Raw genomic sequence first — 24,301 nt, forward strand, 5'->3', positions numbered from 1 at the left:
GCCGTCGCTTACGGTATAGCTGATGCTCGTCGTCCGGGTCTCGCCCACGGCAAGATCATCGAACTCACCGTTCGGATCAAAGCCATAGCTGCCATCAGGGTTGAGCGTGAAGGCACCCCCGCTGCTGCCCGCAATGACTGCGCCGATATTGGCCGCATCGCCATTCACCGCGCCGACCGTCAGCGCGTCGCCATCGGGATCGCTGTCGTTGCCCAGCACACCGCCAGCAGCGTCTACTGCGAGCGTTGTGTCCTCGTCAGTGGTATCGGCATCGTTGACCGCATCCGGCGCCGGGTTGGCAACCGTCCAGTCGAAGCTCTGCGTCACCGAGGCGCCGCTGCCATCGGTGGCGGTTACGACGACGGTGTAGGTGCCCGCCGGATTGCCGGCAGTCCCGGTCTGACTCGCCGAGTTGTCGATCGTCCCGCTGATGACCCCGGTCGCAGGATCCAGCGTCAGACCTGCCGGCAAGCCGGTCGCCGTGTAGCTGAGCGTATCGCCCTCGACGTCCGAGAAGGCGGTGGTCACGTCGACACCCGCGATCGCGTCGGCGTCCGCATCCGCTCGCGGCGGAAGGATGTCGGCCGTGGGCGCATCGTTTACCGGCGTGACTGTGATATCGAGCGTGCTGGTCTCGATTCCCCCGCCATTACCGTCACTTACCGTATAGGTGACGGTCGGGACGGTTCCGTTCCAGTTCGCATCCGGCGTGAAGGCGTATTCGCCGTCCGGGCCAATGACCAGCGCGCCGATCCCCGGGATGGTGGCCGTCTCGCCGGCAGGATAGACCTGGCCGCCGACCTCGAACCCGGTGACCGTCAGCGGATCACCGTCGGGGTCGCTGTCATTCTCGAGCACGTTACCGCTGACCGGCGTGTCCTCCGGCGTCGTCTCCCTCTCAGGAGCAGGGTCGGGCACCGTGTTGGTTACCTCCACCGTCACCGTAGTCGTCTCAGTCTTGCCGCCGCTGGTGACGGTGTAAGTGTAACTGTCAGGACCGACATAACCGTCGACCGGGGTGTACGTGACGGTCCCGTCGGGGTTGATCACGACGGTGCCATGCTCACCCTGGGTGGCGGCGGTAACTTCGGCGTCGCCGTTCTCGAAGGTGTCGTTGCCGAGCACTTCGGTAGCGACCGGCTCGCCCGCGTGGGTAACGATCGCATCCGGCGTAATGTCGCCGACCGGCGTCACGGATATGTCGAGCGTGCTGCTGGCGGTGCCCCCGTCATTGCCGTCGGTCACGGTGTACATGACGGTCGGCACCGTGCCGTTCCAGTCGGCAACCGGCGTGAACGTGTAGCTGCCGTCACCATTCAGCACGAGCGTACCGGCGCCTGCGATCAGCGCCGTTTCGCCCGCCGCGTAGGTCCGGCCGCCAACCTCGTAATGCGTCACCGTCAACGGATCGCCGTCGTCGTCGCGCTCGTTCGCGAGCACGTTGCCGCTGAGCGGCGTGTCTTCGGGCGTCGCCTCGATCTCCGGCGCCGCCACGGGCACTGCGTTGGTGACCTCGACCGTCACGGTCGTGATCTCGGTCTTGCCGCCGCTGGTGACCGTGTAGGTGTAGCTGTCGGAGCCAACATAGCCATCCGCTGGCGTGTAGGTGACCGTCCCATCGGGGTTGATCACCACCGTCCCGTGTTCGCCCTGCGTGACGGAGGTCACCTCGGCGTCGCCGTTCTCGAAGGTGTCGTTGTCGAGAACGTCGGTGGTGATGGGGTCGCCCGCGTGGGTGGTGATCGTGTCCGGCGTGATGTCGCCGACGGGCGTCACGGTGATGTCGAGCGTGCTGCTGACCGTGCCGCCGTCATTGCCGTCGGTGAGGGTATAGGTGACGGTCGGCACCGTGCCGTTCCAGTCGGCCACGGGCGTGAACGCATAGCTCCCATCGGCATTCAGCACGAGCGAGCCGATCCCGGCGAGCACGGCGGTCTCGCCCGTTACGTAGATCCGGCCGCCGACCTCGTACTGCGTCACCGTCAGCGGATCGCCGTCGGCATCGCGCTCGTTCGCAAGCACGTTGCCGCTGAGCGGCGTGTCCTCGGGCGTCGTCTCCACTTCCGGCGTTGCCACGGGCACTGCGTTGGTGACCTCGATGGTCACCGTCGTGGTCTCAGTCCTGCCGCCGCTGGTGACGGTGTAAGTGTAACTGTCGGGGCCGACATAACCCTCGACCGGCGTGTAGGTGACGGTTCCGTCGCGATTGATCACGACCGTGCCGTATTCACCCTGGGTTACGCCGGTAACTTCGGCATCGTCGTTCGCGAAGCTGTCGTTGGCGAGCACATCGGTGGTGATCGGATCGCCCGCGTGGGTCGTGATCTCGTCGGCCTCGACGTCGACCACCGGCTCGACCGTGATGTCGAGCGTGCTGGTGGCGAGGCCGCCCCGACCATCGTCGGCCGTATACGTGACGGTGGGCACGACGCCGTTCCAGTCGGCGATCGGGGTGAAGGTGTAACTGCCGTCAGCCTCGATCAAGATCGTGCCGACGCCGGGGATCGTCACCGTCTCGCCAGCCGCGTGGATCTCGCCGCCGATCTCGAACTGCGTAACGGTGAGCGTGTTGTTCTCGTTATCGAAATCGTTGTCGAGCACGTTACCCGCGGCGATCTCGTCTTCGCCAATGACGCGAACGTCGGGCGCAGGCTCGGGCACCCGGTTGATGGCCTGCGCGTCGTCCCGGCCGCTGCCGTGCGGCCACTCGACCGGCTGCTGCTCCGGATCGCCCCAGTCGATCGTCATCGGCGGAATCCGTTCCTCGACCCGCGCGAGGTTTAGAGGCGTGATGCCGTCGGCTTCGAGATTCTGATCGATGCGGACGAGTTGCACGAAGCGGTGACCGTCGCCGACGCGGTCGGGCTGATCGCCGTCCGTCCCCTCGTTCGCTTCACGCAGGAGTTCCTCGTCGATGATGCGGACGAGTTCCGGTGACGCGACGACGGCTTCGTCCCGGCCGGCAGCAACGACACTGAAGCCTTCGCCTTCGGGGCCCTCGAAGGTCACCACTTCGGCGTTCGGGCCGGTGCCGTAGCTGATGGTGATCGTCGCGCCGGCGGAGAGGATCAGCGTTTCGCCGGCCAGCAGCTCGTCACCAGGCGACAACTCGCGCATGGAACCATCCGCCGCGACCGCCCAGACAGTGCCCGTTACGGCGACGACAGTTCCGTTCTTGCTCACATTTACCCCCAAAAACTCACTTCACCCACACAGCGCTCCCGCAACGAGATCGGTTAGCGCTCGCTCAAGGCGTTCGCCTTGGCTCTCAGGATGGGCTTCAACAGATAGGACAGGACGGTCTTCTCACCGGTCAGGACATCGAGCTGGACGGTCATGCCCGGGATGACCGGCAGCCCTTCCCTGAACTGGTTGCTCGTGGTCTCCGCCTTGACGACGTAGTAAGTGTTGCCCTTGTCATCGGTGATGCTGTCCGGGCTGATATGGACCAGCTTCGCGCGCATGCCGCCGTAGACAGAGAAATCATAGGCCGTGAACTTCACCACGGCCGGCAAGCCGGGCCGCAGGAAAGCGATGTCGCGCGGCGAGACCTTGGCCTCGACGATCAGCCTCCCGCCAGTGGGGACCACTTCCACCACCGCATGGCCTGGCTGCACCACGCCGCCGATCGTGTTGTAGAGCACGCGCTGCACGACCCCGTCGACGGGCGAACGGATTCGGGAGTACTTCACCCGATCGGCGAGACCCGTGACGTTCTGTCCGAGGCTGTTCAACTCGGCCATGGCCGCGGTAAGCTCGGCCCGCCATTCGTTCTTCGTGGTCAACTCGACGTCCCGAATGCGAGTCTGCGCTTCCTGAATGCTGCCGGCGAGCTGCGCCCGCCGCGCCTGCGCCTGCTGGCGGTCGCCCTGCGCGCGCGAGACTTCGCGTTCGAGCCGCAGGACTTCCATCTCGGAAACCGCGCCAGAGTTCAGCAACGGCCGGGTGATGGCCAATTCCTCCTGCGCCATCCGGTAGGAGCGCTCGGCGCTCCGCAGCGCCGCCTCGACCTCTCCCAGTTCGCTGCGCCGCTGCGCGACTTGCTGCCTGGCCATGAGCAGGCGCTCGTTAAGCTGCTGCCTGCTTTGGTAGAAATACTGTCGCTCCTGCGCCAGGATCAGCGCCGTACTCGCCCCTGCTTGCCCATCGCCTGCCGGTTCCTCCGGCTCGTATGCCGCGCCGTTGACCAGGGCATTCAGCCGCTCGATCTTCGCGCGCAGGGCGAAGGCCCTTGCCTTCTCCTCGCCCAGAGTGGCCGCGAAACGCGTCGGGTCGATACGGACAAGCATCTGCCCTTTTTCGACCTTCTGCCCTTCCTGAACGAATATCTCCTCCACCACGCCGCCGTCGACCGACTGAACGATCTGAAGCTGCTGCGAGGGAATCACCTTGCCTTCACCGCGGGTTACCTCGTCCAGGCTCGCGAACGCGGACCATATCAGCAGGACGACGAAAATCCCGACTACGCCGTAAAGAATGGCGCGCGCCCGTACGATCTGCTGCCGGTCAATCGCATATCGTGCGCTCGACTCCCAATCGCGCAAGTCGCGCGATTGCCCCGACCAGAACGGCTTGAACATCGCATCCAGCCAAGTGCCGGCGCGGACCTTGCCGGTCGCGCCGCCCAGCCAGCTGAAAAGCCGCGCCTCAATCGGGCGGCGCGTGTCTTCGGCGCCGGTCATACCGCCGCCCTCTGGATCTGTCCGCCGTTCAGGCTCTCGAGAACCGCGGCCTTGGGGCCGTCGGCGACGATCGTGCCGCCGTCGACTACGATCAGGCGGTCGACGAGCTCGAGCATGCCCGGCTTGTGGGTGATGAGCAGCATGGTACGGTCCCTGGCGTAATCGGCGAGCGCCTTGGTGACATGCGCCTCGAGCCGCCCGTCCATGGCGCTGGTGGGCTCGTCCAGCACCAGGATGTTCGCGTTCATGGCTACGGCGCGGGCGATCGCGATCGCCTGACGCTGGCCTCCGGACAGTCGGTTGCCGCCTTCGCCGACTGGCATTTCGAGGCCTTCGGCGTTCGGGCCGAGCATCTGTGTCAGCCCTGCGACCTCCATGGCGGTTGCCAAGGTCCGCTCGCGGTCGGCCTGTCCGGCGCCGAGCATGATGTTGTCGAGCACGCTGCCGTACAGCAGCACAGGCTCCTGCGGGATGTAGCCGATGCGCCGCCGCAGCTCGTCGGGATCGATCTGCCCGGTGTGGACGCCGTCGACCATGATCATCCCGTCGCCGGGCTGGTAGAGCCCCAGCAGCAGCTTGCCGATCGTGCTCTTGCCGGAACCGACCCGGCCGATGATGCCGACTTTCTCGCCCGCGCGGACGTGGAAGCTCACGCCCTTGAGCGCGTCAGCCTGGGCACCGGCATAGCTGAAAGTGACATTGCGGAATGCAATATCGCCGTTGATGGCCGGACGGCTGATCCAGGTCTTGCCGCGCGGCCGCTCCTGCGGCTGCCCCACGGTCTCGTCGAGCTGCGCGAGCGAGGTCCGCGCCTGGTAGAACGAGGTCATCAGCGATGCGGTCTGCGCAATCGGCGCCATCGCACGCGAGGAAAGCATGTAGGCGGCGATCATCCCGCCCTGGGTGACGTCACCGTTGATGACCAGATAGACCCCGACGATGATCAAGGCGCAGCCAACGGTCTGCTGGATCAGCGCGGTCACGTTGCCGACCGATCCGCCCAGCAGCCGCTGCCGGGCGACTTGCGCGGAAAGGTACTCGGTGGCCTGCTCCCAGGTCTTCTGGATGCGCCCGGTCGCGCCGAATGCCTTGAGCGTCTCGAGCGCGAAGAGCCCTTCGACGAGCGCCGCGTTGCGCTGCGCGCCAGCCGCGCTGACGTCGTCCGAGATAGCGCTCAGCCGCGAGGCGACGGAGAGGGCGTAAAGCAGAGCGATCGCCGTCCCGACGATCAGCGGCAGCACCATCCAGAAGGAGATCACCCCAATTATGAGGGCGAACAGCAGAAAGAAGGGAAGGTCGATCAGCGTCAGCACGGTCATCGAGCCGATGAAGCTGCGCACGGACTCGAACGACTGGACGCTGGTGGCATAGCTCCCCACCGAGGCCGGCCGCTGCTCGAGCCGCATGCCGAGCACGCGCTCCATGATCCGTCCGGAAAGCTGCGTGTCAGCGCGCGCGGCAGCGGCGTCGACGAACCAGCTCCGCATGTGGCGCAGCACGAGATCGCCGATCAGGACGATCAGGATGCCGGCGGCCAGGACCCACAAGGTGTCGGTCGCCTGGTTCGGAACCACGCGATCGTAGACGTTCATCACAAATAGCGGCATCGCCATCGCGAAGAGATTGACGAACAGCGCCGCCAGCAGAACGTCGCGGTAGAGGCGGCGATTGCCGGCGATCACGCTCCAGAACCAGTGGCCTTCCTCCGCCTCCGGCGTCGTGCCGACGCGGTCGTCCGGGCGGTATGTGGCGCGGCAGTAGATCGCCTGGCCGAGATAGCGCCGCTCGAGATCCGCGAGGGAGAGCCGGATGCGTTCGTCGGCCGAGCCGAGCTCGGGCAGCACGACCGATGCGGTCTCAGCTTCGGTGTCGATCGAATAGACGACGCAGGCCTTCTCGCCGCGAAGCAGCACGATCGCGGGCAGAAGCACTGGATTGAGCTCGCGCAGCGGAACCTCGCTCAGGCGGGCACTCAGGCCCACCCGCTCGGCCGCGCGAGGGAACAGTGCGGGCGTCAGAACACGATCGATCGGCAGCCCGGCAACCAGCGCATCGCGCGTGGTGGCGATACCGTTCTGGCCGGCAATCAGCAGCAGACAGGCCGCCAGATCGTCTCTGCCGCGATACTCCATGACTTACCTCAACTCCCCAATCGGAGCCGCAAGGGGCGGACCCGGCGGCGGCGGGTTAACTCGCGATGTAACCGCCGCAGTCGATCGCCGCCGGCGGCTGCGCATCGTCGTCGAACTCGCTGATCGCTGGCATCCCGTCGCGGGACTGACCCAGGACGTCCAGCAGGGTGCCCATCGAATGAAGCGTACGATAATACGCCTTGTTCAGCTCATACTGCGCCTGGACGTGCGACCGCTCCGACTGGAACGCCTCGTTCTTCGCATCGAGTACGTCGAGCAGTGTGCGGCGGCCGATGTAGAACTGCTGTTCGTAGGCCTCCGCGACCTTGGCGGACCCGGTGCGGTGCGCTTCCAAGGCATCGAGACGGGCATTCAGGTTGGCAATGTCGTTCCAGGCGATGGACGCCGTCTGGCGCAGGTCGACGCAGGCCTTGCGGAGCAGTTCCTCGCTCTGGTTCAGGCGCCGCTCGGCAGCATCGGTCCGCGCCTTGTCCGCGCCGCCGCGGAACAGGTTGTAGGTCAGGTTCAGGCCGACGAAGGCCTCCTGCCCGCGGCCATGCGGATCGAACTGCGAATCGAAGCTGCTGGTGTTGCGGTAGGTCCCGCCGCGCGCGCCCACGGTGACGCGCGGGTAATAGGCTGCCTGGCTCTCGTCGACCGCTGCCTCGGCCGCCTGGATCGTGGCGCTCGCGGCGTAGAGGCTCGGATGGTTCTGCACCGCCTCGCCGATCACTGCGGAGAAGTCCGCCGGCACGCTCGCGGAAGCGACAGGGTAATCCTGCAGCGCCGCAGCCGGCGTGCCGCCGACGATGCGCTGGAAGCGGGCTGTCACGTCGTGAAGATTGGCCTGCTCCGTCAGCATGTTGGCCTGCGCCAGCGCCACGCGCCCGGCCGCCTGCTGCAAGTCCGCCTGGTTGCTGACGCCGGAGTCGGCGCGTTCGCTGATGAGGGCGAGGATCTGCTCGTGCGTCGCGAGATTCTCCTGCGCGAGCGCCAGGGTGGCGCGGTACTGGCGCACGTCCTCGTACGCCTCGATCGCCGCGAGCGCCTTGTCCTGCACCTCACCCAGCAGCTCGTAATAGCGGGCGAGGCGGTTCTGGTCCGCCTCTTCGAGCTGGCTGCGCACGAGGAACCCGTCGAACAGCATCTGGGTGATCGACAGCTCCACGTAGTCGCGTGTGAACCAGTCGCGATCGTCGAACTCGCGCGTGGCAGCGCCAAATTCGCCGTTGACGTCGATCGACGGCAGATAGCCGCCCTTCACCGCCCGGCGATCATCGTTGGAAGCAAGGAACGCCTCCCACCTGGCCTGAACCTCGGGCTGGTTGTTGATGGCGCGCTCGACCGCCTCCTCAACCGACCCGACCGGGGCTGCCGGTGCAATCTGCTGCGCCGCGACGGTGCTGATCGCTGCGACGCCAGAGGCGAGCAGCGCCATCGTGCCCACCGCACTTCTGACGAGCGCCCCGCGGCCCCTCTTCCAGCGTGTCCAGACCGTGCTGGGCTGGCCGCCCTTGTACCCGTCAATCACGAGACGTCTTCCCCCTTCGAGATCCAGTCATGCGCCGGAGCGCGCGTGCCCGAAGTCGGGCATGCGTGCCGGCTCTCCGGAAGCCGCGGCTTCCGGAGATCGCAGTCGATTTCACGAGACCGGCCGCTCCGCGATAGTGCGAAGCAGCCCGATCAGCTTGGTCGGAAAAAATGCCCCCGGCCGTTCCTGAACCCCGATGGCACCCAAATGGTTAACAAAAACTTACCAAACTGTGAACTTTGTTTAAATTTCGAGGGTTATCTGACAAAAATTAAGTTACGTCTAGGATGACGCAGGGCAACAAGCCGGCTATCGACCTTGGCCATGCGCACCTTCTCGAAGATCACCGCCCTGGTCGCGATCGCCGGACTGGCAGGCTGCGCGACATACGAACCGATCGTGACCTCGCAGGGTGCCCTTCCGCAAGGAGGGACTTACCGGATCCTCTCGCAGGACGCACCCCCTCACGTGACGGATCTGGTCTCCGCACAACTGACCGCGCTCGGGTTCGAGCACTCCGACAGGCCCGCTTATCTCGTTCAGATCGGCGCCTCGGAACGCCCCGCGACGGTCGGAGCGCTCGTGCCCGATCCCGAAGAGCCGCAATGGCTCCGCAGGCCGTGGCTCGGCAGCCGGCAGATCGTGCATGGGGTGACGGTAAGTCTGACGGAAAGCGAGAGCGGACGCGAGATCTACCGCTCGGCTGCCGCGGTCAGGAGCGGCGAGGCCGACGCACAGGAACGTCTGGAACCGCTCATTGCGACCATGCTGGCGTCTCGCCCTACGCGGGATTCTCCAGCGGTTCGCTAAACAGCGGTAGGCCGAGCACGAAGGTCGAGCCGGCACCCACCCGGCTTTCGCAGCGGACCCAGCCGCCGTGGCGGACCGCGACAGTATGGACCTGAGCGAGACCCAGGCCGACGCCGTTCCCCTGCCCCTTCCCCGGCGCTTGCCGAAACCGCTCGAACAAGACGGCGAGGTGGTCCGGCGCGATGCCCGGCCCTTCGTCGGCGATCGCGCAGGTCGCCATTGGAATGCCCTCCTCCTCGATCACATCGATAGAGCAGCGCAGATGCGCAGCGATGGGGCTGTGGTAGACCGCGTTGTCGATCAGGTTGACGACCGCCCGCGTCAGCAGCGAACGCTCACCCGCCACGAAGAGCGTGGCATCTTCGCCCGCCAGGTCGACTTTCAGATCCTTGGCGGTGATGCGGGGCCATAGCTGGTCGAGTGCATCGATGAGCATGTCGGCCACATTGACCGGCTCCGGTTCGTAGGGGAGCGATTCCGCGCGGGCGAGCTGAACGAAACCTTCCGCCAGCGCGATCGTACGCCGGGCGTGGCTCTCGATCCGCCCCGCGATCTGCGGATCGATCCGCTTTCCGTCCGTGTCCGTGAGCAGCGCGAGGATCGACGTCTGGGGCGAGCGCATGTCGTGGGAAAGGAATTCCAGCATGTCCTCGCGCTGGCGCTGCGCTTCCCACAAGGTGGTGATGTCCGTCGTCCGCACGACCCAGCCGAGCAGCTCGCCCTGTGCGGACCGGCGCGGCGCGACGCGGATCTCGAAAGAGCGGCCGCTGGCGGAGCGCGCGCGATAGCGGCCCGGCTCTTCCGGCACCGGCCAGGGCGGCAGGTCGCTCCCTTCGGGCTCGAGTCGCCCTTCGGCCACGGGGATACGCTGGAAGCGAGCGTAGAGCGCAGGCAGGCTCCGCTCGCCCGGCGCGAGCTGCAACTCCTCCGCAAGCGCTTCGGCTTCGGCATTGGCGAGAACGATCGCGCCGCTGCGATCGGCAATGAACACGCCGTCGGGCAGCTGGCGCAGGCTTTCGGTCACGAAGCGGCGCAGGCTGCGGCTTTGCCCGATGGCGTCGTTCAGCAGCGCCATCTGCCGCGACACGGGATCGGGAGCGGACGGCAGCGGGCCTGCGGGAGCAAGCACGTCCGGCTCCGCGCGAAAGCGCTCGAGTTCCTCGATCATGTAGCTGTTCGCGGCCGCCAAACGCCGCCAACCCCACAATGGATAGATCACCGCGAGAGCGGCCAGCCCGGGCGCTGGCGTCAGCCACAGGCGGAACTCCAGCAGCGCCCCAACCGCCGCCGCGAACATGAAGACGACCAGCCCCGCGATCAGCGCGACGAGCGCCGAGGGCTGCAGCACGCGCAATGCGATCAGCAGAATCCAGAGGGGCACGAGCGCGAAAATGGCCCGCGGCCAGAAGCCTGCCTCCGCGATCATCCTGCCCGACAGGAGGCCATCGAGCAGGTGGGCCTGGACTTCGATCCCCGGCAGAACGCCGCCGGGATTGCCCCCGCCGGTGGCGTAACGATCGCCCAGCCCCTCCGCCGTGGCGCCAACCAGCACGAGCCGGTCGCGCAGCAGCTCGGCCGGCACTTCCCCGCGTAGAACCGACGAGGCGCCGATCGTCGGAAAGTGCCCGGCGGAGCCGGCGAACGGGATCAGGAGCGGCCCCTCGCCCTCGTCGGGCAGGCGCTCCACGGGATCGGCCGCGCGCTGCATCAGCACCATGAGATGGGGCCAGCGCCCTCGCTCGTCCCCCGCGATCAGCCGCGCGCGCCTGACTTTCCCGTCGCTGTCGAGGAGCAGATTGACGTGCCCGATCGCGGCCGCCGCATCGCGCACGGCGGGAACGGGCGGGATGACGTCGAAGGGCGTGCCATTGGTGCCGGGCGCGCGCATCAGCAGCGGAACGAAGACGCTCGTGGGACCCGCCATGGCACGCCCGAGGGCGGCGTCCCCCGCCTTGGGATTGAGGAGCAGAACGTCGTAGGCGACGGCGGCCGGCCCGGCGTCGGTGAGCTTCTCCACGAGTTCCGCCTGCACCGCCCGCGGCCAGGGCCAAGGGCCCGTTTCGCGTGTGCTGTGATCGTCGATCGCCACGATCAGAATGCGCGGATCGGGATCGCTGCCGTCGAGCTGGAGGAGGAGATCGTAGAGCAGCGTGTCCAGCCGCTGCGTGGTGCGGTCATGGACCAGGAACAGCGCAAGCGCCGAGGACAGCAGCGCGACCAGCCACCACTCGGCGGCCAGGCGCCGCAGCCCGGTCCGCCGGGTCATTGGTCGGCGCTGATGGTCAGTCGTTCGAGCGGCGACCAGTTCTCATGCACTTCGCCGCCCACGAACTGCAGCGCCATGACTCGCCAATAGTAGGTCCCCGGCGGGAGGTCGGTCACCACGAAATGCTGCTCGGTCAGCCCCACTTCGTCCACGATCGGATCGGTCCCGTCTTCCTGTCGCGAGAGCTGGAACCGGTATTGCCGTTCCCCCTCGCCCATAACCCTCCAGCGGAAGAGGTACTGGCGGTAGCCGGCGGCCCGAGACTCGGCGACGGTGCCTGAAATATCGTTCAGTCGCCGCTGGAAGCCGTAAGTCTCGTACATCCCCTCGAGGCCCTGACCGTCTATCGCGGCCACGCGCACGAACCAGGTTCCATCCTCGATCGGCGGCAGGCGAACTTCGGTCGCCTGCGACGTGGCTTCGGCCACCACGTCGAGGAACCCCGCGTCTTGCGCCACCTGCACGTGATAGGCTTCCGCTCCCGCAAGCGGCTCCAGCGCGAACGCGAGCTCGCGATCGTCCTGGATCTCGCCGGGCGAGGCGAGGCGCGGTGGAGGCAGCAGCGAGACCGGCGCGCTCAGCTCCGCGCCCGCCGCGACCGCACCGAAGCCGGCGCGAAGGTCGCGGCTCGTCTCTCCAGCGCCAGACATGGTCACTTCACCCGAGAGCGTCTCGGTCGCCGCCCGCTTGCCCGCCGCGTCGTAACGGACCCGGAACTCGGTCCCCCGCACGGCCGAGACGCTGATCGGCGTCGAAATGCGAAACTCGTCTGCCTCGCCGAGCGGCGAGACGATCGCCTTGGCCCGCCCCTGCTCCACCGAGAAGAGCCGCTCGACGGCGCCTGTCAGCGAGATCTTGCGCAGGCGCCGGACGGTGACCCTGCTCTGTGACGGCAGCGCCACCGCGGAACGGTCCGGAAGACCCATGGAAACGAAGGAGTTCGCCCCCGTCGCCAGTTCGTCTCCTTCGCGCACTGCCATCCCCGGCGCGACGCCCACAAGGCGACCATCGCGGCGGAGCTGCACATTCCCGCGAAACGAGATGATGCGCGCGGCAACCGGCTCGTGTCGCAGCAGGTGCTTCGGAATACGCACGGTCCGCCCGATCGCGATCCGCCGGGGATTGCGGATGCGGTTCAGCCGCTGGACCACGGCATAGTCCTCGATCCGCCGGAAGTGCCGCTCGGCAAGGTCGTAGAGGCTGTCACCTTCGCGCATGTGGTAAAGGACGACCTCCGCCTCCTCCGGCTGCTGGGCACCCACCGGAAGAGACTGCAGCGTAGCCACAAGCAGCAGAAGAAGAAGTCGCCAGCGCATGGTGCCCCCAAGCTAACCCGTCGGTTCGAGCCGGTACCCGTAGCCGTATAGCGGGACAACCCGAAACCCATGATCGGCGCGAAGCTTCAGTTTCGCCCGCACCTTCGAAACGTGCGTATCGACCGTGCGCGTCTGCACGTTGGGATTTCCGCCCCATACGGCCTCGAAGATGTACGACCGCGACAGGCTGCGGTTGAGGTTGCGGAAGAGTAGGAGCGCGAGCGAGAACTCCTTCATCGTGACCGGTATGACCTCGCCGGCGACGCTGACCTCCTTCGACTGGATATCGAAGCGATAGAGGCCGAACTGCTCGAACTTGTCCTTCGGCGGCTCGGGATAGGCGCGGCGCACGACGGCATCGATCCGCGCCAGCAGAACGGCCGGCTGCACCGGCTTGGTCACGTAGTCGTCGACGCCCGCACGAAAAGCCGCCAGGATGTCCTCCTCGACCGAACGGACGGTGATCATCACGATCGGCGGCGACGCCTCGAACGTGTCGTTCACCCAGCGCGCGATCTCGATGCCCGAGGCATCCGGAACGTTCCAGTCGAGCAGGAGCATGTCGATGGTCTCGCTGCGAAGGAACTTCATCAACTGCTTCCCGGTCTCGAAGGCGAAGCAATGATGCCCCGCTGCCGACAGCGTCGTGTTCAACTGGGCCGCAACGGTGGGATCGTCTTCAAGGATCGCTATGCGCATCGCTTTTCATCTGCCCCTGGAGGAAACGCCGAAACAAAGCGTCAGGTGGTCGCACGGGAGCGTTCCGCATTCCCTTGCGTCAGTCCGCGTCCTCAGGACATCGTGACGGTCCGTATTCCAAGCGCCAAGGCGTCGATTTTACATTCCTTTACAGTTTGAAGACGCTGCGCCGGCACTCGCATCCCCTTCGCAGATTCGGCGCTGCCATTCCACCTGTTCCCTGAATTTCTTTGGGCTTGTACGATCCCGGTCCCGCTGCTCTGACTTTGCGGTGGAGGGGGACATCCTATGGCAATATGCAACCGCCGGCGCCGGGCAGCCGTACTGGCGCTGACCGCTTTCGCCGCATCGATGGCGCAGGCGCAGGAGCCGCCGTGCGGCTCCGGTGCGCAATCTGCGATATGCTTCGGTGCGATCGAGGTCCCGGACGATCAGCACGCGACCTTCTCGCTCGCGGCACGGCAAACCGTCGATGCCGTCCATTCCCGGGAGTTCGCCGAGGATCTCAGGGACTTCGCAGCGCGCTATGGAGCGGATGGCGATCACGCAGCGGCCTGGGCTGGGGTAGACCCGGTCGCAACGATTGCGGCTCTCCAAGCCGGCGTGCCGGGACAGAAGGTCGCCACCTACGGCGGCCTGCGCGGCTGGTTTCTCAAGACCTTCTTCGGCAATGTGGCCTATGACGGGTCGGCCGACGGTCCCATCCTGCTGAACAGGGCGGCCTTGCCGCGCTCGGCGCCGTCGATCGCCAACACGTTCGCTCATGAAATCGCGCATCGCGCGGGCTTGCGCCACCCGCACAGCAGCCGGAATCTCGCGACGGCGCGATGCGAGCCGCCCTATGTCATCGGCACGCTCGTGGAGAAGCACGCCGCCGGCCCGGACTGGCGGCCGGACAGCGACGATTGCCATCTGCTTCGCAGCTGACGCTGGTGGCCACGCGGGCACAGGGGCTGTAAAGCCTCAAGCAGGAATGCGGGAGCCAGAGCAGGGAGCGACAGTTGCAGCCAGAGGATCGTGCGGCAAGCGAACCGGAAAGCGGACGCACTTCCCCGCCGCGCACGAGCCGCTGGAAGCTGATCGGCCCCGGCCTCGTCGCGGCGGCGACGGGCGTCGGCGCGGGCGATCTCGTGGCGACGCTCATCGCAGGGTCGCGGTTCGGCTATGCGCTGCTGTGGGCGGCTGTCCTCGGCTGCGTAGTCAAGATCGCCCTGTCGGAAGGCGCGGCGCGCTACCACCTCTCCACCGAATCGACGATCTTCGAAGGCTGGCGTTCGCTGGGTGCGTGGACGAGTTGGTACTTCGGCATCTACATCCTCGTCTGGGGCTTCATCTACGGCGCGACGGCGATGAGCGCGACGGCCCTGCCGCTCGCCGTTCTGTTCCCGGTCCTGCCCCTGCCTGCCTGGGCGATCATCGCGGGCGTCGCCAGCTTCCTGTTCGTCGCACTCAACCGGTACGAGACGTTCGAGCGCGTGATGAAAGTGCTCGTTGCGGTCATGTTCGTGGTCATCACCGGGCTTGCCATCCTGGTCGCACCAGGCCTCGGCGACGTGCTCGGCGGCCTGGTGCCCTCGCTGCCGGAAGGATCGGTGTTCTACACGCTCGGGCTGATCGGCGGGGTCGGCGGGACGATCACGACCGCAGCCTACGGGTACTGGGTGAATACCAAGGGATGGCAGGGGCCGGCATGGATCCCGATGATGCGGCTGGACAACTCGGTCGCCTACGCCGTCACCGGAACCTTCGTGGTCGCGATGTTGATCGTGGGCGCCGAGCTGCTGCACAGCGCACAAATCGCTCTCGCGGCCGGCGACAGGGGCCTGCTCAACCTCAGCGACGTGCTCGAGGAACGGTTCGGGCAGCCGGTGGCGATTGCCTTCCTCGTCGGGTTCGCGGCGACGGCGATGTCGTCGCTATTCGGCGTCTGGCACGGCGTGAGCCTGCTCTTCTCCGACTTCGTCGAGCATATGCGCGGGCAGACCGAACGGAGCGAACGTCCCGAGCGCAAATGGCCGTTCCGCGCCTATCTCGCCTGGCTCACCTTCCCGCCGATGCTGCTGCTGTTTTTCGACGAGCCGTTCATGCTCGTCATCATCTACGGCGTGATCGGCGCCTTCTTCATGCCGTTCCTGGCGGTCACCCTTCTGCTGCTGCTCAATTCGAAGCGTGTTCCGGACCAGGACCGCAACGGCTGGCTGTCAAATGGCGTGCTGGCCGCGTCGTCGCTGCTGTTCCTCGTCCTGTGCGTGCAGCAGATCTGGTCCTTCCTCGCGGCATGAGGGGGCGCGGGATAACGCGGATAGTTTCGCCGGGCCGATCGTTCCCTATCGTGTGACGCTTCCTGTGACCGACTTCGACGAACTTGCCGCATCCGCCCGGGCGTGCCGCGCGTGCGCCGCGGTGCTGCCGGTGGAACCGCGGCCGGTGTTTCAGATCTCGCCGACGGCGCGGTTGCTGATCGCGGGCCAGGCACCGGGGAGCAAAGTGCACGCATCGGGCGTCCCCTTCGCCGATGCGTCGGGCGCCCGGCTTCGCGAATGGATGGGCGTAACCGAGACCGAGTTTTACGACGCGCGCCGCATCGCGATCCTCCCGATCGGCTTCTGCTATCCGGGCCGCGCGAAGAGCGGCGACGCGCCCCCGCGTCCGGAATGCGCGCGGCTCTGGCGCAAGGACCTGCTGACCATGATGCCGCAGATCCGCCTGACTCTGCTGGTCGGCACCTACGCTCAGCGGGACGCGCTCGGCCCCGGCAAGATGCGCGAACGCGTGGGCCGCTTTCGTGATTTCCTGCCCGACAACTTTCCCCTGCCCCACCCTTCGTGGCGCTCGCACATCTGGATGCGAGACAATCCCTGGTTCGAAACCGACGTTCTGCCTGAGCTACGCGCGCAAGTGCGGCGCGCGCTGGGACGCTGAGGCATGAGTTCCGAAGCCAACGTGAGGCCGGTCCATACGATCGGCCATTCGACACGCACGCTGGAGGAGTTTGTCGAGATCTTGCGCGCCGGGGACGTCCGCTGCGTGGTCGACGTGCGGAGCATTCCGCGGTCGCGAACCAATCCGCAGTACAACCTCGACACCTTGCCCGAAGCGCTTGGCCAATGGCAGATCCGGCATCGCTACATCGCCGAGCTGGGCGGCCGGCGCTCACGGCAGCGCGAAGTGGGTCCCGAGGTCAACGCCTTCTGGCAGAACCAGAGCTTCCATAACTACGCCGACTATGCCCTGTCCGAGAGCTTCCGCACCGGACTGAGCGAACTCGAGGCGCTTGCCGACCAAACCTCCTGCGCCATCATGTGCTCCGAAGCCGTCTGGTGGCGCTGCCATCGCCGCATCATCTCGGATTACCTGCTGTCGCGCGGGCGGACCGTGTTCCACCTCATGGGACAGGGACGAATCGAGCCCGCGCGAATGACCGATGGTGCGCGGGTCACCGATGAAGGCGTCGTTTACCCGTCCGAGTGATCAACCAGCGAGCTCGTGCAGCGCGCCGGCTATTCCCGCGTATAGCGCGGCGAGGTCCGCCTCCTCGATGCAATAGGGCGGCATGACATAGACGGTGTTGCCGAGCGGGCGAAGCAGCAGCCCGGCGCCGCGGAAACGGGCGAGCATCTGCGGTCCGATTACCGAGAGATAGCCGGTGTCCCGCACCTCGACATCGAGTGCGGCGATCGTGCCAATGCGGCGCGCACGCGCAACGCCGGGGAGCGATGCCACTTCATCCAGCTGCCGCGCCTGCCGGGCCGCAAGATCGTCGATGCGACCGCGAACGGGTTCCTCCCGCCAGATCGCGAGGTTTGCATTGGCGGCCGCGCAGGCAATCGGGTTCGCAGTGTAGCTCGACGAATGGTAGAGCACGCGGGACCGGTCGGTGGAGTAATGGGCATCGAAGATCGCCGGCGTCGCAATCGTCACCGCGAGCGGGATGGCCCCTCCGGTAAGGCCTTTCGACAAGCACAGGATGTCCGGCACGACATCGGCCTGCTCGCATGCCAGCAGGGTGCCGGTCCGGCCCCAGCCGGTCATGACTTCGTCCGCGATGAAGAGCACGCCGTGGCGGGCACAGATCGCACGCATTTCGGCAAGAATCTGCGGGGGATAGATCAGCATGCCGCCGGCGCCGAGGATCAGGGGCTCCACGATCAGCGCCGCGGGCGCTTCCTCGCGGCAGATGGCATCGAGCCGATCGAGGGTCGCCTGCTCGGCGCCCTCGCGCGGAAACGGGATCTCGGTCACGTCGAACAGGAGCGGCGCGTACGCACGGTTGAACACGCCGCGCGCGCCGATCGACATCGCGCCGATCGTGTCGCCGTGGTAGCTGTGCTCCATCACCACGATCCGGTGGCGCGGCTCGCCCCGGTGAAGCCAGTAGCCGAGCGCCATCTTGAGCGCGACCTCGACGCTGGTCGAACCGCTGTCCGAGAAGAACACGTGCGCCAGCGGATCAGGCATGAGGTCGACGAGACTGCGGGCCAGCGTCTCGGCGGGCTCGTGCGTCCACCCAGCGAAGATAACCTGGTCCAGCTTGCCCGCCTGCTCCGCAATCGCCTGCACGATCCGCGGATGGCCGTGGCCATGCGTGGTGACCCACCATGAGGAAATGCCGTCGATGATCCGCTGCCCGTCTTCGGTCCAGAGGATGGCGCCCTCGCCGTGTGTCACGAGCGGGACGGGTTCGCCCAGTCCGTGCTGGGTGAACGGATGCCAGACGGGGCTACGCGTCATCGGAAGTCCTCGAGATCGAAATTGGCGCTGAAGGCGGCACGCAGCGCGGCGCTGTCGAGATCGGACAGGAGCGGAAGTCGGCCGAGGCGCCTCACGCTGCCGATGCGGCAGATGACCGCCTCGCTGTCCTGATGGGGCTCGCCGACGAACGCAATGCCGTGAATGGCGATCCCGCGCGACCGCAGCGCTTCTATCGTCAGCAGGCTGTGATTGATCGTGCCGAGCGCCGTGCGCGCGACGACGATGACCGGGGCACCCCAATCGGCGAAGAGGTCGAGATAGAGGTAATCGGCTCGGAGCGGAACCGCTGCTCCGCCCGCGCCTTCCACGACAAGCGGTCCGGCCACTTCGGGCATACGCAGATGAGCGGGATCGATCTCGACCCCGTCAAGCTCGGCGGCGCGATGCGGGGAGCAAGGCGTGGTAAGCCGGTAGGCGTCCGGCAGAATGCGGTCTGCCGGCAAGCCCGAAAGGCTCGCTATCGTTTCGGTATCGCTACCCTCGCCCAGCCCTGCCTGGACCGGCTTCCAGTAGTAAGCCCCGAGGCTCCCCGCGAGCGCTGCGGAGAACACGGTCTTGCCCACGCCGGTGTCGGTGCCGGTCACGACGAAAGTCCGGCTCATGCCAGCACCTCCCCGAGCGCGGCCGAGAGGCCCGCGATATCGTCGAAGCTCGCGTTCAGCGTGACCGAGATGCGCAGCCGCGCAGTCCCCGCCGGCACCGTCGGCGGCCGGATGCCGCGCACGTCGTAGCCGGCAGCCTGGATCGCCGCGGCGGCCGCCATCGCCCGCGCATCGCCACCCACGATGAGCGGCAGGATCTGCGCCCCCCGGCAGACAGCGCCGAGCGGCGCAAGAAGGCGCTCCGCCTCGTCGATCCGCGCAACGAGCGCCTGGCGGCGTTCGGGCTCGCCGGCGAGAATACGCAGCGCCTCGCGCACGGCGCTTGCCATCAGCGGCGACGGGGCGGTCGAGAAGATGAACCCGCGCCCCCGGTTGACAAGGAAATCGCGCATGAAGGCGGGACCGGTCAGCAGCGCGCCCTCGCAACCAAGCGCTTTGCCGCACGTCCTCAGCACGATCACGTTATCCAGCCCTTCCAGATGCGCCGCGAGCCCGCGGCCCTCCGGTCCGAACACGCCGGTTGCGTGCGCCTCGTCGACGAGCAGAAAGGCCTCGTGCTCGTCTGCGAGGTCGCGGAAGGTATCGAGCGGCGCCCTGTCGCCGTCCATGCTGTAAAGGCTCTCGACCGCTATCCAGACGCGGCCTTTCCCGCCGCCGCTGCGCCAGGCGCGGATCACATTCCCGAACGCCTCCGGGTCGTTATGCGCGGCGGCGACGCACTCGGCGCGGCCCAGACGCATGCCCTCATGTGCGCTGGCATGCACGAGGGCGTCGTGGACCACGAGATCACCGCGCTGCGGCAGCGTCGCGAACAGCGCAGCGTTCGCCGCAAAGCCGCTCGCGAAGAACAGCGCAGCCTCGCTTCCGAAGAAGCTTGCCGCCTCCTCCTCCAGCAGCTCATGCTCCGGGTGGTTGCCCCGCAGAAGCCGCGATCCGCCCGATCCCGTCGGCACCCCGCGGTCGAGCGCCTCGCGAATGGCGCGCGCGATCCGCGGCGATCCGGCGAGCCCGAGATAGTCGTTCGACGAAAAGTCCACGCCGCGGCGTGGTATCAGCCGGCGCAGGCGTTGCCGCTCTCCAAGGTCGGCAAGCATGCGCCGGTGGTCTGCCGCGAAGTCAGTTGCTTCCGAAATCATCCGAGCGCCGTAGCGTCATGGTCCCCGATAGCCAGCCAATTTCTTGGCTCGGGAGCGGTGAGGAATTGACAAAAGGCGACTCACGTATCATTTGAAGTTACATGAAACGCGATAGCCGCCTTTCCGGAGTCCTTCACATCCTGCTGCACATGGCGCGGCAGCCGGGGCCTCAAACGTCCGAGACCCTGGCCCGCGCCATGGAAACGAATCCAGTCGTGGTTCGGCGCCTGATGGCTGGGCTGCGCGAGCAAGGCCTCGTCCGCTCCGAGAAAGGGCACGGCGGCGGCTGGGTCATCGCCCGCGATCCCGACCGGATCACGCTGCGCGACATCTACGAGGCGCTGGGCGAGCCGGAGATCCTCGCCATGGGCAACCGCACCGAGGCGCCAGGGTGCCTGGTCGAGCAGGCAGTCAACGCTGCGCTCGGCAGCGCCTTCGACGAAGCCGAGGCGCTTCTGCTGCGCCGCTTCGGCGAAGTCACCCTGGCGCAGTTGAGCGCCGACGTGGTCGACAGGATGCCCAGTGCGGCCGACACCACTACCCTGGAGAATGCACATGAAGCATGATGCCGTCATCATCGGTGGGGGCTTTGCGGGGCTCGCCGCAGCGACGTATCTGGCGCGCGCCCGGCGCAGCGTCTGCGTGATCGACACGGGCCAGCCGCGCAACCGCTTCGCCGATGCGTCGCACGGCTTTCTGGGGCAGGACGGCACCGATCCGCGCCATATCCTCGGCACAGCGCGCGCGCAGCTTGCCGCTTACCCGAGCGTGGAGATCCTCCACGGCGAGGCGGTTCAGGCGCGTGCCGACAGCGACGGCTTCCGTGTCGCGCTGGCTGGCGGCGCCGAGCTTGCCGCGAGCAAGCTGATCCTCTCCTTCGGTCTCCGCGACGTCCTGCCCGAGATCCCCGGCCTTCAGGAGCGCTGGGGCAAGACCGTGCTGCACTGCCCCTATTGCCACGGGTTCGAGTTCAGCGACCGCGCCCTGGGGGTTCTCTACCGCACGCCCATGTCAGTTCATCAGGCACTTCTGATCGCCGAATGGGGCCCGACGACGCTGTATCTCAACGGCGCCGATCTCGATCCCGCGGATGCCGAAACGCTCGCCCGGCGCGGTATCGCCGTCGAACCGGGCGCCGTGATGCGGCTGGAGGGCGACGGCACATCCCTTTCGTCGATCGCGCTGGAGGGCGACCGCCACCGGCAGGTCGAAGCGCTCTACATCGCCCCGCAATCCTGCCGCTCCAGCCCGCTTGCGGAGCAACTGAGGGTGGCGATCGAGGACAGCCCGTTCGGGCCGCTGATCGGGACCGACGAGAGCAAGATGACCTCGGTGCCAGGCGTCTATGCCGCCGGTGATATCGCGCGCGCGCCGCACAGCGTGAGTTGGGCGGTCGCGGACGGCGTGACGGCGGGCACCTCGGCGCACCGGGCGCTCGTGTTCGGCTGATAGATGGATCTGCTGTCTCCCTTCACCGATCCTGCCATGGTCGCGCACTATGCGGAGAGCACGCCGCGGAGGGTGCCCGGCTTCGCCGACCTCCAGCGCATGGCGATGCTGCTGCTTGCCGAGCACGCACCCGAGGCGGCCGACATTCTCGTGCTCGGGGCGGGCGGCGGGCTGGAGCTGAAGGCCTTCGCAGAGGCGCAGCCGCGCTGGCGGTTCGTGGGCGTCGATCCCGCGGCGGCCATGCTCGATCTCGCCCGCGACGTTCTCGGCGCGCGCGTGGCACAAGTGCAGCTGGTGCAGGGCCTGATCGACGACGCGCCGCCCGGCCCGTACGACGGCGCGGCCTGCCTGCTGACGCTGCACTTCCTGCCCAAGGCTGAGCGGCTGCGGACGTTGCAGGAGTTGCGGCGGCGCATGGCGCCGGGCGCGCCGCTCGTGGTTGCACATCATAGCAGTCCGCAGAACGGCGAGGTCCGGCGCTGGCTGGCACGGTCGATCGTCTTCGCAAACCGCGAGGGGATCGACTTCGTGCAAGCCTCCGCGTCCGCCGCTGCCATGGCGCAGCACCTGCCCATCCTTCCGGCGGAAGAGGACGAAGCGCTGCTGGCCGAAGCGGGCTTTTCCGACATCGCCCTGTTTTATGCCGGCTTCTCCTTCCGCGGATGGGTCGCCGCGGCATGAGGGCCATTCGCTGGACTCTTGTTTGCAGCGGTATTACATACCGTTCGATATGGAACAGGTTGCTCAGAGAGGGCGTCCGCGGGAATTCGATACCGACGAGGCGCTTGCCAGCGCGCTACGCGTGTTCTGGGCGAAGGGGTATGAGGGCGCGTCCCTCACCGACCTGACCGACGCCATGGGCATTACCCGACCCAGCCTCTACGCCGCGTTCGGCAACAAGGAAGCCCTCTTCAAGCGCGCGCTCGACCTCTACCAGGAGGAGAAGCTCGCCTATGTCGAGAGCGCGCTGGCCGCGCCGACCGCACGCGGTGTTGCGGAGCGCATGCTCGCCGGCACGATCGAGAACATCACCAGCGAATGCCCTGGTTGTCTGGGCGTGATCGCGACGGTCAGCTGCAGCAATCAGGACTCGCCCATCCGCGATGACGTCCACGCACGCGTCCAGTCTGCCCGTTGCGCGGTCATCGAGCGGATGCAGCGCGCGATCGATGAGGGTGATTTCACCATCCCGGTCGAGGCGGAAGCGATGACGCGCTACCTTCTCGCCCTGCTGCAAGGAATCTCCGTCCAGGCGGGCTCGGGCGCGAGTCGGGACGAACTGGAGCGCGTTGCGGAGGCGGCTTTGGCCATCTGGCCCGGGCGCTAAACGGCTGAAAATGCTGCGCTGCAGAAAAAACTATCGGTCGGTACAGAACTAGCCCTTGACCTGAACGCCAGATTACATACTTATCAGTATAGAACGTTGCGGAGCGGTTCTGCGGGAGGCTTGTCGTGTCTCCACGCGGCTGTTCCTCAGCATCTTTGCCCGACATCCATGCCCGGACCTCCGGGCCTCTGATTGCTCGAACAGTTTTACTCCTCCGGGTGCCTCGCTCCCCGGAACGGCTGCGTGCGCCCTTCGAAAAGGGGCGGCAGGCGTGCAGAATTGAGGACCGCCAGATGAATGACCTGACGCCCATTGAGATGACGCAACTGGAGGACGCCGAGGACGCGGACCTCGGCTCACAATCGCGGTCGCGCCGGCGGCTGATGTGGATCGTTCCGCTTGTCGTCGCCGTAGCGCTCGCATGGTACCTGCTGCGCGGCGACAGCGCCCCGGCGGCTGTTCCGCCCCCACCAGTCGTGACGGTTGCCACTCCGCTGCAACAGGAAGTGACCGAGTGGGACGACTACATCGGCCGCTTCGAGGCGAGCCGCAGCGTCGAGTTGCGCCCGCGCGTGTCCGGCGAGATCACCGCCGTGCATTTCCGCGACGGTGAGATCGTGCGCAAGGGGCAGCCGCTGTTCACTATAGACCCCCGCCCCTACCGCGCGGCCCTGGCCGAAGCGCAGGCCGGCGTTGCCACCGCACGCAGCGACCTTGCGCTCGCCCGCACCGAGCTGGAGCGCGCCCGGCGTCTGATCGACGACAACGCCGTGGCCCAGAGCGAAATCGACGCGCTGGAAGCGCAGGTGACAGCCTCCCAGGCTGCGCTCGCGGCGGCCCAGGCGCGGGTGCGTTCGCGCAGCCTCGATGTCGAGTTCACCACCGTCCGCGCGCCGATCACAGGGCGCATTTCCGACCGCCGCGTCGATCCCGGCAACCTCGTCGCCGCGGGTGACGGGCCCTCCGCCACCCTGCTGACCACGATCAACGCGACCGATCCGCTCTACTTCACCTTCAACGGATCCGAAGGCCTGTTCCTCGAAGCGCGCCGTGAAGGGCGCGAGCGCGGAGCGCAGATCGATATCCGGCTGCAGGACGAAGCCGACTACGCCTGGCACGGCACGCTCGATTTCACCGACAACGGGCTCGACCCCGACTCCGGTACGATCCGCGCGCGCGCCGTGGTGCGCAATCCCGACAACTTCCTCGCTCCGGGGATGTTCGGCAACATGCGAATGGCAAGCGGCGGCACGGTCAAGGCCCTGCTCGTGCCTGACACCGCGATCCAGACCGACCAGACGCGCAAGTTGGTGCTGGTCGTCGGGAAGGACGGCGCGGTTGCGGCCAAGGAGGTCGAACTCGGCCCGGTAATCAACGGCTTACGTGTGGTTCGCGGCGGTCTGGCGCCGAGCGACCAGGTCGTCATCAAGGGCACACAAATGGCCTTTCCCGGCACCAAGGTGACCGCGAAGCGCGGGCGGATCGACCAGCCCGCGACCGGCAAGCCGGACGCCGCCGTTGCCGGGGCACCTCCCGGCGAGGCGACGATCGCCGGCTGACGGTTCCCGCCTCTCTCTGACCTGATCGATTCCACCAGGA

20 protein-coding genes are annotated in these 24,301 nt (G+C 67.0%); 10 read left to right on the top strand and 10 right to left on the bottom strand.

Annotated elements, in window-relative coordinates; genetic code table 11:
- From AC3A5N_RS01145 to AC3A5N_RS01160, 4 genes are all read right to left on the bottom strand, one after another.
- Positions 1-3,183: Ig-like domain-containing protein (locus AC3A5N_RS01145; RefSeq protein ID WP_487735473.1), on the bottom strand; the 3,183-nt coding region annotated here is incomplete at its 3' end.
- A gap of 53 nt (positions 3,184-3,236) precedes the next feature.
- Positions 3,237-4,682 carry an HlyD family type I secretion periplasmic adaptor subunit gene (locus tag AC3A5N_RS01150; RefSeq protein ID WP_487735474.1) on the bottom strand — a complete coding sequence of 482 codons (1,446 nt, stop codon included), beginning with the start codon at positions 4,680-4,682 and terminating at the stop codon, positions 3,237-3,239.
- Positions 4,679-6,814, bottom strand: a complete 2,136-nt coding sequence (locus AC3A5N_RS01155) for a type I secretion system permease/ATPase (RefSeq protein ID WP_487735475.1) — start codon at positions 6,812-6,814, stop codon at positions 4,679-4,681. Before AC3A5N_RS01155 ends, AC3A5N_RS01150 begins: the two co-directional genes overlap by 4 nt.
- A 55-nt stretch (positions 6,815-6,869) precedes the next feature.
- On the bottom strand, positions 6,870-8,345 hold the full coding sequence (locus AC3A5N_RS01160) for a TolC family outer membrane protein (RefSeq protein ID WP_487735476.1): 1,476 nt from the start codon (positions 8,343-8,345) through the stop codon (positions 6,870-6,872).
- Positions 8,346-8,669: 324 nt separating this feature from the next.
- On the opposite strand from AC3A5N_RS01160, the gene AC3A5N_RS01165 reads away from it, so the two are divergent.
- Positions 8,670-9,155: a hypothetical protein gene (locus AC3A5N_RS01165; protein WP_487735477.1), complete on the top strand. Its 486-nt coding sequence runs from the start codon at positions 8,670-8,672 to the stop codon at positions 9,153-9,155.
- On the opposite strand, the gene AC3A5N_RS01170 is transcribed toward AC3A5N_RS01165, so the two are convergent.
- The 3 genes from AC3A5N_RS01170 to AC3A5N_RS01180 are packed head-to-tail and all read right to left on the bottom strand — an operon-like array spanning position 9,127 to position 13,436.
- Entirely contained in the window at positions 9,127-11,421 is a 2,295-nt protein-coding gene (locus AC3A5N_RS01170; RefSeq protein ID WP_487735478.1) for a CHASE2 domain-containing protein, read from the bottom strand. The genes AC3A5N_RS01165 and AC3A5N_RS01170 overlap by 29 nt on opposite strands.
- Complete coding sequence (locus AC3A5N_RS01175) at positions 11,418-12,737, bottom strand: FecR family protein (RefSeq protein ID WP_487735479.1); 1,320 nt, start codon at positions 12,735-12,737, stop codon at positions 11,418-11,420. Before AC3A5N_RS01175 ends, AC3A5N_RS01170 begins: the two co-directional genes overlap by 4 nt.
- Positions 12,738-12,749: 12 nt before the next feature.
- On the bottom strand, positions 12,750-13,436 hold the full coding sequence (locus tag AC3A5N_RS01180) for a response regulator transcription factor (RefSeq protein ID WP_487735480.1): 687 nt from the start codon (positions 13,434-13,436) through the stop codon (positions 12,750-12,752).
- A gap of 351 nt (positions 13,437-13,787) precedes the next feature.
- Here AC3A5N_RS01180 and AC3A5N_RS01185 point away from each other — a divergent pair, with 351 nt between their 5' ends.
- The 4 genes from AC3A5N_RS01185 to AC3A5N_RS01200 all read left to right on the top strand — a co-directional run bounded on the left by AC3A5N_RS01185 (position 13,788) and on the right by AC3A5N_RS01200 (position 16,907).
- Positions 13,788-14,363: a hypothetical protein gene (locus AC3A5N_RS01185; protein ID WP_487735481.1), complete on the top strand. Its 576-nt coding sequence runs from the start codon at positions 13,788-13,790 to the stop codon at positions 14,361-14,363.
- A gap of 74 nt (positions 14,364-14,437) precedes the next feature.
- Complete coding sequence (locus tag AC3A5N_RS01190) at positions 14,438-15,718, top strand: Nramp family divalent metal transporter (RefSeq protein ID WP_487735482.1); 1,281 nt, start codon at positions 14,438-14,440, stop codon at positions 15,716-15,718.
- A 64-nt stretch (positions 15,719-15,782) separates the two neighbouring features.
- The gene (locus tag AC3A5N_RS01195; protein WP_487735483.1) at positions 15,783-16,358 is read left to right on the top strand and encodes a uracil-DNA glycosylase family protein; all 576 of its coding nucleotides are present in this window, start codon (positions 15,783-15,785) and stop codon (positions 16,356-16,358) included.
- Between the two features lie 3 nt (positions 16,359-16,361).
- Entirely contained in the window at positions 16,362-16,907 is a 546-nt protein-coding gene (locus AC3A5N_RS01200) for a DUF488 domain-containing protein (protein WP_487735484.1), read from the top strand.
- On the opposite strand, the gene AC3A5N_RS01205 is transcribed toward AC3A5N_RS01200, so the two are convergent.
- Genes AC3A5N_RS01205 through AC3A5N_RS01215 form a run of 3 tightly spaced genes read right to left on the bottom strand, consistent with a single transcriptional unit; the run spans position 16,908 to position 19,926 of the window.
- The gene (locus AC3A5N_RS01205; RefSeq protein WP_487735485.1) at positions 16,908-18,167 is read right to left on the bottom strand and encodes an adenosylmethionine--8-amino-7-oxononanoate transaminase; all 1,260 of its coding nucleotides are present in this window, start codon (positions 18,165-18,167) and stop codon (positions 16,908-16,910) included.
- Entirely contained in the window at positions 18,164-18,790 is a 627-nt protein-coding gene (gene bioD, locus AC3A5N_RS01210) for a dethiobiotin synthase (protein WP_487735486.1), read from the bottom strand. Before bioD ends, AC3A5N_RS01205 begins: the two co-directional genes overlap by 4 nt.
- Positions 18,787-19,926, bottom strand: coding sequence for an 8-amino-7-oxononanoate synthase (locus AC3A5N_RS01215; protein WP_487735487.1), 1,140 nt, complete (start codon positions 19,924-19,926; stop codon positions 18,787-18,789). The genes bioD and AC3A5N_RS01215 overlap by 4 nt, the downstream gene beginning before the upstream one ends.
- Positions 19,927-20,027: 101 nt before the next feature.
- Between AC3A5N_RS01215 and AC3A5N_RS01220 the strand changes: the two genes are divergently transcribed.
- From AC3A5N_RS01220 to AC3A5N_RS01240, 5 genes are all read left to right on the top strand, one after another.
- Complete coding sequence (locus AC3A5N_RS01220) at positions 20,028-20,492, top strand: Rrf2 family transcriptional regulator (RefSeq protein ID WP_487735488.1); 465 nt, start codon at positions 20,028-20,030, stop codon at positions 20,490-20,492.
- Positions 20,482-21,375 (top strand): NAD(P)/FAD-dependent oxidoreductase, encoded by an 894-nt coding sequence (locus AC3A5N_RS01225; RefSeq protein ID WP_487735489.1) that lies wholly within the window; start codon positions 20,482-20,484, stop codon positions 21,373-21,375. Before AC3A5N_RS01220 ends, AC3A5N_RS01225 begins: the two co-directional genes overlap by 11 nt.
- Before the next feature lie 3 nt (positions 21,376-21,378).
- Entirely contained in the window at positions 21,379-22,056 is a 678-nt protein-coding gene (locus tag AC3A5N_RS01230) for a class I SAM-dependent methyltransferase (protein WP_487735490.1), read from the top strand.
- A gap of 49 nt (positions 22,057-22,105) precedes the next feature.
- Complete coding sequence (locus tag AC3A5N_RS01235) at positions 22,106-22,702, top strand: TetR/AcrR family transcriptional regulator (protein WP_487735491.1); 597 nt, start codon at positions 22,106-22,108, stop codon at positions 22,700-22,702.
- A 293-nt stretch (positions 22,703-22,995) separates the two neighbouring features.
- On the top strand, positions 22,996-24,261 hold the full coding sequence (locus AC3A5N_RS01240) for an efflux RND transporter periplasmic adaptor subunit (protein ID WP_487735492.1): 1,266 nt from the start codon (positions 22,996-22,998) through the stop codon (positions 24,259-24,261).
- The last annotated feature ends 40 nt before the right edge of the window (positions 24,262-24,301 follow it).

The sequence above is a fragment of the Pelagerythrobacter sp. Soil_C_18 genome (assembly GCF_057657235.1).